The following is a 13,672-nucleotide window of genomic DNA, read 5'->3' as shown; positions in this document are numbered from 1 at the left end:
ATTACTCGTACTATTGTATACAACCACCTTTTGTCTAAAAGAGTCTGATCATTCTTTTCCTATGACTATTCACATATAATCTTTTCTATAACACTAATGATAAGTTAAGGTTTAAGCCTATTAGACAATCTTAATTTTTAATATTTCCTTCTTTTTTTAACACATCGGCCATGCTTTTACATTTAATAGTAATAAAAGACAACTTAAAAGGAGGGGTTGTATTGAAGAATAAAAAAAATATCGGCTGTTTCGCTCCTTTATCTATTATTTGTCCAGACCCTTGTCCACCGCCCCCTCCTCCAAATCCAAATTGCGAGCGAGTAACAAATGAATTTGCAGGGAATTTCCTCATAACTAATAACACCATCTCCTCTGCCAAAGATGCATCACAATTAATGATACTATGGCAAAGTGATGGGATACTACTTATATCAGGTACTGTCTCGGTTTACAATAGTACTAGCAGCAACGAAGCAATTACAATTCAAATCGTTGGAACAGTAACCAATATTTTCACTGTGTTTCCTGGTAATACAATATCGTACACAGGAAAAGACCTACAGTCGATCAATATTATCAATATAACAAGTAATCCTTCACTATATTTAGAAGGCAAGTACTGTTGCGAATTTACATGTTGCTTATAGAATACCAATTTCATTATTTCCTTAATATAAAAAGCATACCGTTCACGGTATGCTTTTTATGAGATTGGATAACGTACTGTAATACAAAACTCTCCTTGATTAACAGTCGTTCCTGTCGTAGTAATTCGGACAGTAGTAAAATATCGGACAGTGAAAGTACCACTACTTTGTGGTTGTACAGTAATTGTATCAACCACTGTTGCACCTACTAAAAAATCAACTGTAATCGGGTTGGCACCTACATCATACTTCACGTAACCTGAACCATATACTTCTTGCGTGATATTATTTGTATATACAATTTGAGTACCAGCACCTGTAATAGACCAGTCTGTACATACTTGGTCTTGCACAAGTGTTTTATTAGAACAACAAGACAAACTGGAACTTCTCATTCCCATTTCGATCCTCTCCTATTCTGCTATGAAAGTGGATAACGTGTTGTAATACAAAATTCTCCCTGATACGTTCCAGCAGGTGTTGCAGGTAACACAACTTGTATACTATCAAAGCGGCGATACGTAAAAGCAATACTCGTTCCTGGGTTTAATGTTTGTGTATCAATTGTACCCCCAGCAGAATCAAGTACCTCTACAGTAATTGGGCCTGGTCCAACATCATATTTAACAAAACCAGTACCAATTACGTTTTGGTTAATATTATTTGTATAGAGAACATTATCAATTGCTGTTGCAACTACAGTAGCAGACCACGGACTACACACTTTATCTTGCACATAATTTTTATCTGGACAACAAGTTAATGCTGACCCTGAGCACTCACAAGACATAGTTGTTTCCCCTCTCTCTTTTATATTCCCTATATGTGTATGTCCCCCAGAGTCTTTTGCCTGTACTATTCATCTATTTTCAAAAAATATTCATGTGACTAGATAGATTCTGTTTTGTTTCTTTTTTTCATATATTTATAGACAAAGATACTAGCAACGATAAGAATAACGCCTCCTAATATCGGTAACATATATTGCCCAACAACATCCGCTGCTTTTTCCCAATGTGGACCTAATTTCATTCCAAAATAAACATACAAAGTCGTTAACGGGAACATTGCTACAAATGTATATATGCTAAATTTCCATATGTTCATTTTCGCCATACCACATGGAACAGAAATAAGCGTTCGAACTCCTGGCACAAAGCGTCCAACAAATGCTACAACCGGTCCATATTTCTCAAAGAAATCATCTGCTTTTTGAATTTGTTCTTCTTTAATGAAGAAGTATTTCCCGTATTTTATTAATAGAGGACGACCACCGTAATAACCGAGTGCATATAACGTTAAAGGTCCTGTCGTTCCGCCGAGGGTTCCGGCTAATACAGCAAGCCAAAAATTCATATCTCCCTCGTACACCCAATAACCAACCATGGGCAAAACTACTTCTGCTGGAATAAATTCAAACGTTAATGCTAACACAACTCCAAAATAAGAAAATTGCTTTAAAAACTCGATTATATCTAAAATAATTTGCTCCATATTTTCTACCCCAACTCCTATCCTACGTTTACGTTATGCTTTTCTTGTAATTGAACTGGCGCCATTTTTACAATTCGGTTCAAAATAAATAATACAATTCCAATATCATCTAAAATACCGATAAACGGTAAGAAGTCTGGAATTAAATCGAGCGGCATCGCAACATAACCAACTAAAAACGCAATAGATAAAATTTTCTTCTTTATTGAAACCTCTTTTGAAGTGAAAAAGTCAAATAGGAATGGAACAAATCGGCGAACATGAAATACAACTCTTAATCTACTAATAAGTTTTTTCATTTTTATATCTCCTCTCTTTGTATACAAAAAGGCCCCTACCAAACATGGTAAGGGTCCTAAAAAAGACAATAAGGGGCCTTTACCATTGCTGGTAAAGGTCTCACTAACAACGAAACGTTGCCAATAAAGCCGAGGGTTTCTCCCTGTAATGACGACTTTACTGTAATAAGTTACTCCCCTTTATATACACAATTTTATACAATCACATTAAAATATTTTGGAGGGCTTGTCAATATATTTTATATCCCACATCCTCCTGCTTAACATTCCGTAAAAACAAAAAACGTATAGGAAATTTCTTACTATCTCATAATATACATAATCATTTTTGAATGAAAGGAGAGGCTTCATTTGCATACCGTATGGAAAGGTGCCCTTTCACTTGGACTATTAAATATAGGAATCAAACTATACAGTGCCGTAGAAGAAAACGATATAAAGTTTTTAAGTCTTCATAAAGAATGCTTAACACCTATTAAATATAAAAAATTTGCTCCTGATTGTACGGATGAAGAAATTGATGATAAAGATATTGTAAAAGCCTATGAATACGCACCTCATAAGTACATTATTATGGATGAAAAAGAATTAGCTGAGTTGCAAAAAGCTCACGAACCAAGATCTATTCGTATTATATCTTTTATCCAAAATAACGAAATTGATTCTGTTCTCTACGATCGTTCTTATTTTATAGGCCCTACCTCAGGACATGAAAAATCATATTTATTATTAAAAGAAGCACTTGAACGTACGAATAAACTTGGTCTTATCCATATTTCCATTAGAAAAAAACAACATTTAGCTATTATCCGTAACTTTGAAGATGGGCTTATATTACAAACTATTCACTACCCTAATGAAATTCGCGATATAACAAATACACCTAACTTACCAAGTAACGAAAATTATCCGATTCAAAAACAAGAACTCACAGCAGCAATCAATTTAATCCACCATCTTACAAATCCTTTTGAACAAGAGATGTATACAGATGAGTATAAAGAAGCCCTTACCGAACTAATCGAAAACAAAATTGAACAACAGGAAAAAACCGAAACAATCTCTCCAACTCCAAACATCATCAATATTATGGAGACATTACAGGCAAGTATTGAACAAGCAAAAATAAAAAGAGAAAATAAAGCAGAAAAAGAGGCCAAATAAAATTGACCTCTTTTTTCTTTAAAGCGGATTACATTTTGGCATCTCAAGTCCAGACGATTGTGCTAATTTTAATAAGTAATAACATTCTTCTCTTGCCATATGATCCGCCATTCTAGCAGATAATGCACTTAATATTTCATTCGATAACTCCAGCTCTTCGACCTCATGGAGAAAATGCGAAAATAATTTTAACTCAAGTGAAACATCTTTTGTAAACTTCTTTAATGCAGGAAAATGATGAAGCTCTGTCCGTAAATACCCCGTCATTTCAACTGCCTTTAAATAAAATTGTTCAAAGTGCTTCGTAAATTCTTCGCTTTTCTCTTTTAATCTTTTTTCAACAAGATCTAATCCACCAGAAATAGACCCTGCATGGCCAGCCGCATCCGTTAACCAAACGAGATGATAATGTAATTCATGAAAAACAGGCGGAACTTCTCCTTTATTTAAAAATTCTAACACTGTTATATACTCTTCTACTTCGTTTACCATATGATTGATGAAAGTTGGCGTAAAATGAATAGTGATTTTTCCCTCGAGTTGTTTCTGTATAATACTTAATTTAAACGTTCGTATTTCCTTTGCGGCTCGTTCTGCCTCTTTTGAAAACGCAATGAGATTCACATTACGAACTTTATTTAACAGATTCGTAAATGTTTCAACAAAATAAGTGGCCTTTTTTATATCCTCTTTTTCCTTCGGAGCTAATGCATCAAGTAAAAATTGCGAATGATCAGTAAGCACCTTTAGCCAAAATTGATGCTCAAACAATGCACTTTCTTCATAATTCCTCTCCACTAAATCCCCTCCGTTTATTCGTCCTTCTCTATCACTTGAATTTTATATCCATCTGGGTCTTGTACTACAATACTCTTCTCACTTTTGTTTTCTGTATATGCAATTTTATAAAACACTAACCTCTTCTTTAAGTTCTCTATGTTAGAAATTGAAAACATTAGTACATCAACCGAATCCGTAACACTCTTCTCACGCCCACCCAAACTACGATTCATTACAAAACTAACTCTCATTGAATCAGCATCATACCAAACCCCTGTTACATCTAATTGGGGTCTTTCTAAACTAGGCTTGATTCCTAAAATCCCTTCATAAAAATACAAAGTTTCCTTTAAGTTTTTCACTTCCAATACAATGAATTGTTTCACATTCTCCACATTCATTCCCCCCGTACCTATTACTTTTTTATATGTGTCATAAAGGCCTATTATGTCTGAATACAATACGTAGTGATGAAGAATATAGGGAGGTTTATTAATGGATAAATATATGAAATCATATGTGCCATATCATAGTCCTCAAGATCCTTGTCCTCCTATTGGTAAAAAATATTACTCTACCCCTCCTAATTTATATTTAGGTTTTCAACCGCCAAATTTACCACAATTCTCACCGAAAGAAGCACTACAAAAAGGAACCTTATGGCCTATCTTTTATGATTATTACGAAAATCCTTATAAAAAAGGGCGGTGACTACTGACGTGAACCAGCCACTACCAGAAGAGTATTATCGACTTTTAGAGAATCTCCAAGAATTAGACTTTGTATTAGTTGAACTAACCCTTTACTTAGACACCCACCCAGACGATACAGCAGCTATTAACCAATTTAATGATTTTTCCTATAAACGAAGAGTATTAAAACAACAGATGGAAGAAAAATATGGACCGCTTCAACAGTATGGAAATAGCTATTCTAATGCCCCTTGGGAATGGAGCAAAGGTCCTTGGCCATGGCAAATATAAAGGAGAGAAACTATGTGGATTTATGAAAAAAAATTACAATACCCTGTTAAAGTAGGCACTTGTAATCCAGCACTTGCAAAATTATTAATTGAGCAATACGGTGGTGCAGATGGAGAATTAGCTGCTGCACTACGTTACTTAAATCAGCGTTATACAATCCCGGATAAAGTCATTGGCCTCCTTACCGATATTGGTACAGAAGAATTTGCGCATCTTGAAATGATTGCTACAATGGTTTATAAGCTGACAAAAGATGCGACTCCTGAACAGATGAAGGCAGCTGGTCTCGACCCTCATTACGTCGATCATGACAGCGCACTTCATTACCATAACGCAGCTGGTGTTCCATTTACTGCAACCTATATACAAGCTAAAGGTGATCCAATTGCCGACCTATACGAAGATATTGCGGCTGAAGAAAAAGCGCGTGCCACATATCAATGGCTTATCAACCAATCTGACGATCCCGACATAAATGACAGTTTACGCTTTTTACGCGAACGAGAAATTGTCCATTCACAACGTTTCCGAGAAGCGGTTGAAATTTTAAAAGAAGAACGCGATAGAAAAATATATTTTTAATACACGTATCCTAGCGATATGTGTTTTTTTTACGTTAAAAGTTAAATCCTTCCTATTAAACATACAAATAGTATATTTATTCGATTTAATGCATTATTTTTTAATTTTTTCAAAATTCCCTATTGCTTTCTAGTCATCAGACCTTTAAAATAATAACAGTTACTCGACAAATTATTTGAATTTTCGACAAAAATACTCATTAGGAGGATTTTCTTTATATGCGTACAACTTTGAAACCAGCGCAAATACTTTCGATTAGTTTATTACTCTTCGCAGTTTTCTTCGGTGCTGGTAATATGATTTTCCCGCCCCTTCTTGGCCTTTCTTCCGGAGAAAATATGTGGGTTTCCATTACAGGGTTTATTATTACAGACGTCGGTTTATCTTTACTTGCTATCGTTGCTGTTGCCCTTGCTGGTGGTAGTTTTAACACTTTAGCGAGCCGTGTTCATCCAAAATTCGCAGCAGTATTCGCTATCATTATTTATCTTTCAATCGGCCCACTATTTGTTATTCCACGAACTGGATCTGTATCTTATGAAATTGGGATTGCACCACTTTTCCCAGATCAATGGTATTCTATGTTAGTTTTTAGTGCGATTTTCTTTACAGTCGTTTACTTCTTATCATTAAATCCATCCAAGCTAGTAGATCATATTGGTAAAATATTAACGCCAATTTTACTTGTAATTATTGCAATTATGGCAACAAAAGCGATTCTTTCACCAGGAACGTTTGCAGAGCCTATCGGTGACTATAAAGACATCCCGTTTTTCAAAGGATTTCTTGAAGGATTTTTAACGTTAGATGCAATTGGCGCTCTCGTACTATCAACAATTGTTGTAAATGCAATTCGTCAAAACGGTATACAAGAGAAGAAATCTATCGCGAAATATACAATCATTTGCGGAAGTATCGCTGCTCTATTCTTAACAATTGTTTACTTCTTACTCGGTTATATCGGAGCTTCAAACGGAAACTTGGGACAATTCGAGAACGGTGGTCAACTATTAGCAACTGTTATGTACCAATTCTTTGGGACAAGCGGTAATGTTTTATTAAGTATCGCCATTATCTTCGCTTGTTTAACAACAGCAATTGGTGTTGTAAGTGCATTCGCCAACTATTTCGCAACAGTATTAACAAATGTTTCTTACAAAAAGCTCGTACTATACGTTTGTATCTTTAGTTTCGTTATTTCAAACTTAGGATTAAGCTTATTAATTAAAATCACACTACCTGTATTAATTATTTTGTACCCAATTACAATCATTTTAATTTTCGTATCATTTATCGATAAATATACGAAACGTAAACCTTCTGTCTACATCGGAGCAATGATCGCAGCATTCATTATTAGCTGTATTCATGCACTTGATAATGTGGGAATGATACCAAGTTTTATCGCTAATATCGTACACACGATTCCTTTTTATAACTTAGGAATCGGCTGGATCGTTCCAGCAATAATTGGTGGTATAATCGGATACTTTATTCCGCAAACAGAAGCTGAAGGTGAAGTTTCTGCAAAGTAAAAAGAAGCAAGCATGAAATCCATGCTTGCTTCTTTTTCTCTTCACATCGTATGTTTAAACGTAAACAACTCTTCCTTTGACTGTACAGCAGATTGTTCCTCTTCTACAACTTCCTTCTTTATCTCTCCCCCTAATCGAACTTTCAACATCGCCTCTTCTAGACTTTTTACAATCATATTTCCTGAAAAAATGGTAAGCCCGAAAAATGTAATTGGGACGAGAGGAATCCATGGATGCACTGTTAAAGATCTAAAATAGACTCCAATTAGCCCTGACCATTCATGTGTGTAAGATTCTATTTCTTCTATCGGTCCTAAAAACTTAACCGTTCCGCCAAAGAATATTTCTAGTAACCCTAAGTGCAGTAAAATAGTAAGAGTCTGCGTAAACTGCTGAAAAAATACAAGTATAAACGTCATATAAAGGTGCGGGAAAAGATGCTTTATAACAATATGTCTTCTCGATCCACCTAATATGCGTGCGGCATCAACAAATTCCTCCGTTCGCAATTTACGAACTTCCTTCGCAACATACAGTGCAATAACTGGCATTACAAGCATTACAAGTAAGACAACTTGAAACGAAGCCCTTTCAAAAAAGGTTGTTGTTTCCTCCCCGCTTCCAAATGCATTTGCAGATTGAAGAAAAAAATACGCAATCATAACTGTCGGAATAACTGTAAAACTATCAAAGAAAGCCTCAATTTTTGAAAATCCTCTTTTTATATACGTTCCGAGTACGACACCGAAAAACACACCTATTACCATTCTAAGTGCCGCAATTAAAATAGATATACCAATCGTCCACTTCGCGCCTTCAATAACTAAATGTAAAAGGTCGTATCCTTTCCGATCTGTCCCGAGTAAAAATTGTAATGAAGGTGAAAACGGTGGCACTTGTGGATTTTCATCCGCATCATATTGCAATGTAACTTGTCTAATATGTCCATCATTCCATAACGTATTTCCGATGCTCAAAAGAACTAATAGGAGAAGAAACCCAATGCTTATCCAAAATCTTTTATCACGTTTTATATACGTCCACATATTATAATCTCTCCTTCATCGCAGCCGGAATGAGATAATGAAACAATTTAAATAAAATAAAAATCGGAATATATATAAGAAGCACACTAACGATGAAAACCTCAACTCTAATACCAAAATAAGATTTCAAAAACATAAAAATACCACCCGTATTAAAAATCCATTCTATAATATATAAATTAGATAACATAAAAAAGATATTCGTTTTCGCAAAGAATAATGTACTAAGCAACACATTTCGTAAAATATGACGATTTAAAATATGAAAGCGCCCCAGCCCTTTCGCCTTAGCAAATAGTACATAATCTTTTTCTAGTTCATTTTCAAAACGAAGCACGACCATTTTTACAAACATAATCGTAGTCGGGATGCTCAAACAAAGTATCGGCAATCCTCTAATTGACTCGCCTCCAATTGAAGCAATTTGAAAAGGTAAAAAACCTGTTTGTTTAAAAAACCATATAACTAAAATTTGTGATACTAAAATAAGAAGGATATCTGGAATAGATTCTAGGAAGATAAGAAATGATTTAATTCGATGTTGTATACGCGGTGAACTACTCATAATTACATAAACAATACAAAATGCTACAAATAATGAAATAAAAAAAGCAGCTAAAAAAATAATAATCGTTTCTTTATAATGGACGAACAGCTGCGGAAATAAAAATTTACCTTTCACATATTGCAAATTGGAAATATCCATTAAGTTCACAAACACTTCTTTTAAACTCTGTATGTACTTTGATACATCCAGCTTAAATCCATAAAACAATTTCGGCAGAGCCCCTAACATAATAATCCCCAAAATCGAAATAATAAATTGAATTGTCACTTCCATCCCATTCAGAAAAACTTTTTTGACCACGTTTTCCCTTCTCTCTCTTTATATTTTACTCTCTAATTTTATTCTTAATTTTCTGAATTGTAAATATTCAAACATAAAAAATCACTAGGTTATGATCCTAGTGATTCTTTATGCGCATGCCTTTCTCTTTTTGCAAACGGCATATACAAAATAAAACACCCAATAAGCGCTGCGAGTTCTAATGAAATAATATAGTAAGGATGCGGTCCTAACATATCGAGTAATGAAGCTGTTTCTGGCTTATGAGCTAAAAACATATAATTACCGCCTGTTTTATAATTCACAAACGAAACAAGCGGAATCAATATGTTTAAAAATATCATCGTACGCTTAATAGATTGCAAGGTCGGTCTATAGCCTTCCACCCAAGTCATAAAGAGTGGTGCCCAAATGAGCAATATATGCGCGATAAAATATTCAATGAAACGAAAATGCGGAAAAGCATACTGCAAGTTTGGCGTTAAAATAGCTTGTGATGCACCAATAATTCCCGTGAAAAATACAATCTCATATATGCGGTAACTTTTTGTTACGATCATAATCGACGCTAATAATAAACTAATCGTACATAATTCAAACGGTAATGAAGTAGCTAGCTCAAAAATCCCCGCTTTCCACTCCCACATATGAAGCCCAATTTCACTACCTATAAATAAAAATGCAATTGCATATCGAACCGTTATATTCCACTCACTTTGACGTAATACATCTTGGTATTGATACAGAAAAAATATCCCCACCAACATAATAAATAATATAAGGGCATGTTGCCTTGAGTATGGAATAAATGGTTTTAATGGGTGTGCGCTAAAATAAGCTTCCATCTTCCTTCCTCCTTTCCTCCATACAATATTATTGTAAGAAAGAAACGACGAGTCAATTCATTTGCTTACACTAGGACAACCTCTACCTTACATTTACATATTCATACCTTACAAAACTGTAAGGTTATTGTAAGCTAAAACGATTTGTCAGATTCTTTACCTCTTCTATACTTAATGTAGATACTAAAACGAACGAAAAGGTGATAAATAGATGAAGAAGAAAAATAAAGTGTTAATTACTAGTGTAGTAGCAATCGGAATTGCAGCTGGATCATACTTTGCATTTGCTGGTGGCGGTTCAGATGTAGCAATGGCATATAGCGGATATAAAGTAACCGAAAAACAAATCCAAAACGCGCAAAAATTTGGTGGCGAAGTTATTCCAAATGGAATTGAAACTATTTCATTCGATCCAACAAAAGGAACATATGAATTAGCTGTGAAAAAAGGCGATGAAGTGAAAAAAGGTCAGCTTCTATTTAAATACAATGATCCGACTGCGAAACAAGGTGTAACAGAAGCAGAAATGCAAAAGAAAATCGCACAAAAAGAAGTAACGTTGCTCCAAAAACAAATTGATGTAGCGAAACAAAAATTACAAAAAGATAAAAATGCAGGCCTTCCTGCTGAAGCATTAAAAGCATCAGAAGCCGAAGTTGGGCAATTAGAATCACAAATTGAAATGAAAAAGTTTGAAGTTGAAAAAGCTGATGAAATGATTAAAGCAGCAAAAGAGAAAGTAAACAATCTTTCTGTAACAAGTCCTGCTGATGGCGTAATTGATGATATCGTAAAAACTGCTGACGAAAAAACAGGTATGAGCGGAATTACTCTTCGTCACGCTGGTCAATTTAAAGTAAAAGGTCAAATTTCTGAATATGAGCTTGCTAGTATGAAAGTTGGGCAAGAAGTAACTGTTTCATCAAAAACTGTCGCTGGTAAGACTTGGACAGGAAAAGTAACAGAAATCGGTTCTACACCATTAAAGAGCATGGATGAAAATAAAACTGTTTCTAACTATCAATTCACTGTCACATTAGATAATAGTGACGAATTACAAAACGGCTTCCACGTTTACGTAACAAGTAAATCTGGCGAAGCAACTGGTACAATTGTTCCGAAAAGCAGTATCGTGAAAAAAGGTGACAAAAATGTTGTCTTCGTTGTAAAAGACGGTAAGGCGAAAGAACAAGCAGTTACTGTTGAATTCGAGACTGATAGCGAAGCAAAAGTTTCTGGAGTGAAAAAAGGAGAGGAAATTATCTCTAAACCTGAAAAAGACTTAAAAGATGGTATGGAGGTTGTCGCCCAGTGATTAACTTAAAAGGCATCACGAAATCCTTCCAAAATGGTGCAGAGTCCGTTCAAATATTACACGGAATTGACGTAACACTGAACCAAGGAGAATTCACTTCAATTATGGGACCTTCTGGTTCTGGTAAATCAACACTAATGAACATTATCGGTTGCTTAGATAAACCGACGACAGGTACGTACGAACTAGCCGGTCAAAATATTTCAAACATGACTGAAACAGAACTTGCACACGTACGTAATAAAGAGATCGGATTCGTATTCCAAAACTTCATGTTATTACCGAGACTTACAGCGCTTCAAAATGTAGAACTACCTCTTATTTACGCTGGAGTCGATAAAAAAGAAAGACGCGAGCGCTCATTAGCCGCTTTAACAAAAGTCGGTTTAGCTGATCGCGCTACTCACTTACCGAACGAATTATCCGGTGGTCAAAAGCAACGTGTCGCCGTTGCCCGCGCAATCGTAAATAACCCGAAATTCATTTTAGCCGATGAACCGACGGGAGCACTTGATACGAAAACAAGTACACAAATTATGGACCTCTTTTACGAATTAAATAAACAAGGCTCAACAATCATTATGATTACCCATGACCGTGAAATCGGGGAAGCTACAGCACGTCAAATTGTAATTCGTGACGGAAATATCGTCCAAGATTGGAGAGGTTAATTTTGAATACGAGTGAAAATATACGCATGGCCCTTTCCTCTATCTTTGCTCATAAAATGCGTTCTATCTTAACGATGTTAGGTATTATTATTGGGGTTAGTGCCATCATTACTATTATCTCGATTGGGGATGGAACAAACGCAAAGTTCCGCGAACAAATCGGGAATGAAAAAAAAGATCAGTTTTCTGTAAATTATAAGACAGAAGATTACTCAGATATGGACGGCAAAATTTCCTCAAGCATGTATGAAAGTATATCCAAAATTTCTGGTGTGCAAGAAGTTTATCCAGATGTAAAAGGAAAAGAAAAAGTATATGCAGGAAAAAAAGAATTAGATCTTGATATTACCGGTGCAAAAGGTGATTATTTTGAAGATACATCTAAATTCAAACTTGAGCACGGCAGATTTTTAACAGCAGCTGATTTAGACAGACCTGAACACACAATTGTATTAAATACAGATGCTTTTGATAAATTATATTCTTCATGGGAACCAAACTTATATGTAGATATAAAAGGTACACCATACAAAGTAGTTGGCGTATATTCAATAAAAGCAATGATGGGTGGCATGACATTTAAAGAAGGTGTCATTTCAGCAGAAAACTGGCCTGTACTATTCGGGAAAAACAACTACGATTCTGTAACGGTAAAAATTGCTCCTGGTCAAGATAAGGAAACTGTTCAAGAAGCAGTTGTAAAATCATTAAATGAAGCAAAAAAACCAGAGCATTCAGGTAAATTTGAAGTACCAGATCCACAAGAATTCTTAAAAGAAATTGATAGCTTCACAGGTATATTAAAAAGTGTATTCGGTGGTATTGCTGCTATTTCCTTACTTGTAGGTGGTATTGGTGTAATGAACATTATGCTAGTATCTGTAACAGAGCGTACACGTGAAATTGGTATCCGTAAAGCATTAGGTGCAACACGTGGTAAAGTATTAATGCAATTCTTAATCGAAGCTTGTATTTTAACAGCACTTGGTGGTTTTGTCGGATTTATGCTTGGAATCTTCTTCGCATGGATTGTCGCAATGTTTGCAGGATGGCCACTTGTCGTTTCACTAAAACTAGGACTTATCTCCGTTGCCCTATCTATGTTAATCGGTATACTATTCGGTTTACTACCAGCTAACAAAGCTGCCAAACTGGATCCAATTGAATGTTTACGATATGAATAAACAAAAACGTAGGAGTTTATACTCCTGCGTTTTTTATTTACCTATTAAATCGAGTTTCTTCTATTATATATGTTTCACGTTACAACTATCATTCTAATACTCTTCATTATTTATAGGTACTAAGGCTATTATCTAATCCTATTATTGCAAAAATACTATGTAACAGACGAAAATCAAGGCGTAATTTTTTCCATACTTCGACTGATTTTGTAACAATTATATCGATATTTTATTAAATTTCACCTCATTTATATATTTTCACGCCTAAAAAGATTATCGT

General features: G+C 35.0%; 19 protein-coding genes. 9 read left to right on the top strand and 10 right to left on the bottom strand.

Translation table 11 applies throughout. The annotated features are described in order from the left end of the window. Window positions 1–130: 130 nt before the first annotated feature. Entirely contained in the window at window positions 131–379 is a 249-nt protein-coding gene (locus tag MR112_RS28930; RefSeq protein WP_002025365.1) for a hypothetical protein, read from the bottom strand. Between MR112_RS28930 and MR112_RS20065 the strand changes: the two genes are divergently transcribed. Next, window positions 264–647, top strand: coding sequence for an S-Ena type endospore appendage (locus MR112_RS20065; RefSeq protein WP_225989749.1), 384 nt, complete (start codon window positions 264–266; stop codon window positions 645–647). The two genes, MR112_RS28930 and MR112_RS20065, sit on opposite strands and share 116 nt — an antisense overlap. A 56-nt stretch (window positions 648–703) precedes the next feature. Here the strand turns inward: MR112_RS20065 and MR112_RS20060 are convergent, their stop codons facing one another. The 4 genes from MR112_RS20060 to MR112_RS20045 all read right to left on the bottom strand — a co-directional run bounded on the left by MR112_RS20060 (window position 704) and on the right by MR112_RS20045 (window position 2,440). Next, window positions 704–1,048 (bottom strand): DUF3992 domain-containing protein, encoded by a 345-nt coding sequence (locus tag MR112_RS20060; protein ID WP_000525819.1) that lies wholly within the window; start codon window positions 1,046–1,048, stop codon window positions 704–706. Window positions 1,049–1,068: 20 nt separating this feature from the next. Further along, window positions 1,069–1,437 (bottom strand): DUF3992 domain-containing protein, encoded by a 369-nt coding sequence (locus MR112_RS20055; RefSeq protein ID WP_001277537.1) that lies wholly within the window; start codon window positions 1,435–1,437, stop codon window positions 1,069–1,071. A 98-nt stretch (window positions 1,438–1,535) separates the two neighbouring features. Then, entirely contained in the window at window positions 1,536–2,141 is a 606-nt protein-coding gene (locus MR112_RS20050; RefSeq protein ID WP_000435017.1) for a DedA family protein, read from the bottom strand. A gap of 17 nt (window positions 2,142–2,158) precedes the next feature. Then, window positions 2,159–2,440 carry a YkvA family protein gene (locus MR112_RS20045; RefSeq protein ID WP_000733844.1) on the bottom strand — a complete coding sequence of 94 codons (282 nt, stop codon included), beginning with the start codon at window positions 2,438–2,440 and terminating at the stop codon, window positions 2,159–2,161. Between the two features lie 351 nt (window positions 2,441–2,791). Here MR112_RS20045 and ku point away from each other — a divergent pair, with 351 nt between their 5' ends. Then, a complete protein-coding gene (gene ku / locus MR112_RS20040; protein ID WP_000557737.1) occupies window positions 2,792–3,604 on the top strand; it encodes a non-homologous end joining protein Ku in 813 nt (270 codons plus the stop codon). Between the two features lie 18 nt (window positions 3,605–3,622). Here ku and MR112_RS20035 read toward each other — a convergent pair whose 3' ends face one another. Further along, on the bottom strand, window positions 3,623–4,402 hold the full coding sequence (locus MR112_RS20035) for a DUF2935 domain-containing protein (protein ID WP_000440988.1): 780 nt from the start codon (window positions 4,400–4,402) through the stop codon (window positions 3,623–3,625). A gap of 14 nt (window positions 4,403–4,416) precedes the next feature. Beyond that, the gene (locus tag MR112_RS20030; protein WP_162837398.1) at window positions 4,417–4,845 is read right to left on the bottom strand and encodes a VOC family protein; all 429 of its coding nucleotides are present in this window, start codon (window positions 4,843–4,845) and stop codon (window positions 4,417–4,419) included. A gap of 34 nt (window positions 4,846–4,879) precedes the next feature. On the opposite strand from MR112_RS20030, the gene MR112_RS20025 reads away from it, so the two are divergent. The 4 genes from MR112_RS20025 to brnQ2 all read left to right on the top strand — a co-directional run bounded on the left by MR112_RS20025 (window position 4,880) and on the right by brnQ2 (window position 7,484). Beyond that, window positions 4,880–5,095 carry a spore coat associated protein CotJA gene (locus MR112_RS20025; RefSeq protein WP_000362187.1) on the top strand — a complete coding sequence of 72 codons (216 nt, stop codon included), beginning with the start codon at window positions 4,880–4,882 and terminating at the stop codon, window positions 5,093–5,095. Window positions 5,096–5,103: 8 nt separating this feature from the next. Further along, a complete protein-coding gene (gene cotJB / locus MR112_RS20020; protein WP_001075543.1) occupies window positions 5,104–5,367 on the top strand; it encodes a spore coat protein CotJB in 264 nt (87 codons plus the stop codon). A 12-nt stretch (window positions 5,368–5,379) separates the two neighbouring features. Further along, window positions 5,380–5,949 (top strand): spore coat protein CotJC, encoded by a 570-nt coding sequence (cotJC, locus tag MR112_RS20015; RefSeq protein WP_000265278.1) that lies wholly within the window; start codon window positions 5,380–5,382, stop codon window positions 5,947–5,949. Between the two features lie 218 nt (window positions 5,950–6,167). Then, window positions 6,168–7,484, top strand: coding sequence for a branched-chain amino acid transport system II carrier protein BrnQ2 (gene brnQ2, locus MR112_RS20010; RefSeq protein ID WP_001260934.1), 1,317 nt, complete (start codon window positions 6,168–6,170; stop codon window positions 7,482–7,484). A gap of 41 nt (window positions 7,485–7,525) precedes the next feature. On the opposite strand, the gene MR112_RS20005 is transcribed toward brnQ2, so the two are convergent. The 3 genes from MR112_RS20005 to MR112_RS19995 all read right to left on the bottom strand — a co-directional run bounded on the left by MR112_RS20005 (window position 7,526) and on the right by MR112_RS19995 (window position 10,222). Then, window positions 7,526–8,530, bottom strand: coding sequence for an ABC transporter permease (locus MR112_RS20005; protein WP_000269976.1), 1,005 nt, complete (start codon window positions 8,528–8,530; stop codon window positions 7,526–7,528). A 1-nt stretch (window position 8,531) separates the two neighbouring features. After that, window positions 8,532–9,398, bottom strand: coding sequence for an ABC transporter permease subunit (locus MR112_RS20000; protein ID WP_000239670.1), 867 nt, complete (start codon window positions 9,396–9,398; stop codon window positions 8,532–8,534). A gap of 89 nt (window positions 9,399–9,487) precedes the next feature. Further along, window positions 9,488–10,222: a YwaF family protein gene (locus MR112_RS19995; RefSeq protein WP_000388698.1), complete on the bottom strand. Its 735-nt coding sequence runs from the start codon at window positions 10,220–10,222 to the stop codon at window positions 9,488–9,490. 211 nt (window positions 10,223–10,433) lie between these two features. Between MR112_RS19995 and MR112_RS19990 the strand changes: the two genes are divergently transcribed. Genes MR112_RS19990 through MR112_RS19980 form a run of 3 tightly spaced genes read left to right on the top strand, consistent with a single transcriptional unit; the run spans window position 10,434 to window position 13,392 of the window. Then, window positions 10,434–11,537 carry an efflux RND transporter periplasmic adaptor subunit gene (locus MR112_RS19990; RefSeq protein ID WP_000728807.1) on the top strand — a complete coding sequence of 368 codons (1,104 nt, stop codon included), beginning with the start codon at window positions 10,434–10,436 and terminating at the stop codon, window positions 11,535–11,537. Then, entirely contained in the window at window positions 11,534–12,208 is a 675-nt protein-coding gene (locus MR112_RS19985) for an ABC transporter ATP-binding protein (RefSeq protein WP_242245238.1), read from the top strand. Before MR112_RS19990 ends, MR112_RS19985 begins: the two co-directional genes overlap by 4 nt. A gap of 26 nt (window positions 12,209–12,234) precedes the next feature. Further along, window positions 12,235–13,392, top strand: coding sequence for an ABC transporter permease (locus MR112_RS19980; protein ID WP_002197439.1), 1,158 nt, complete (start codon window positions 12,235–12,237; stop codon window positions 13,390–13,392). The last annotated feature ends 280 nt before the right edge of the window (window positions 13,393–13,672 follow it).

The organism is Bacillus cereus group sp. BfR-BA-01330 (assembly GCF_022663885.1).
Classification (GTDB): Bacteria; Bacillota; Bacilli; order Bacillales; family Bacillaceae_G; genus Bacillus_A; species Bacillus_A cereus.
Note: the sequence above shows the minus strand (reverse complement) of the source record. Positions and strands in the feature narration are given on the sequence as shown.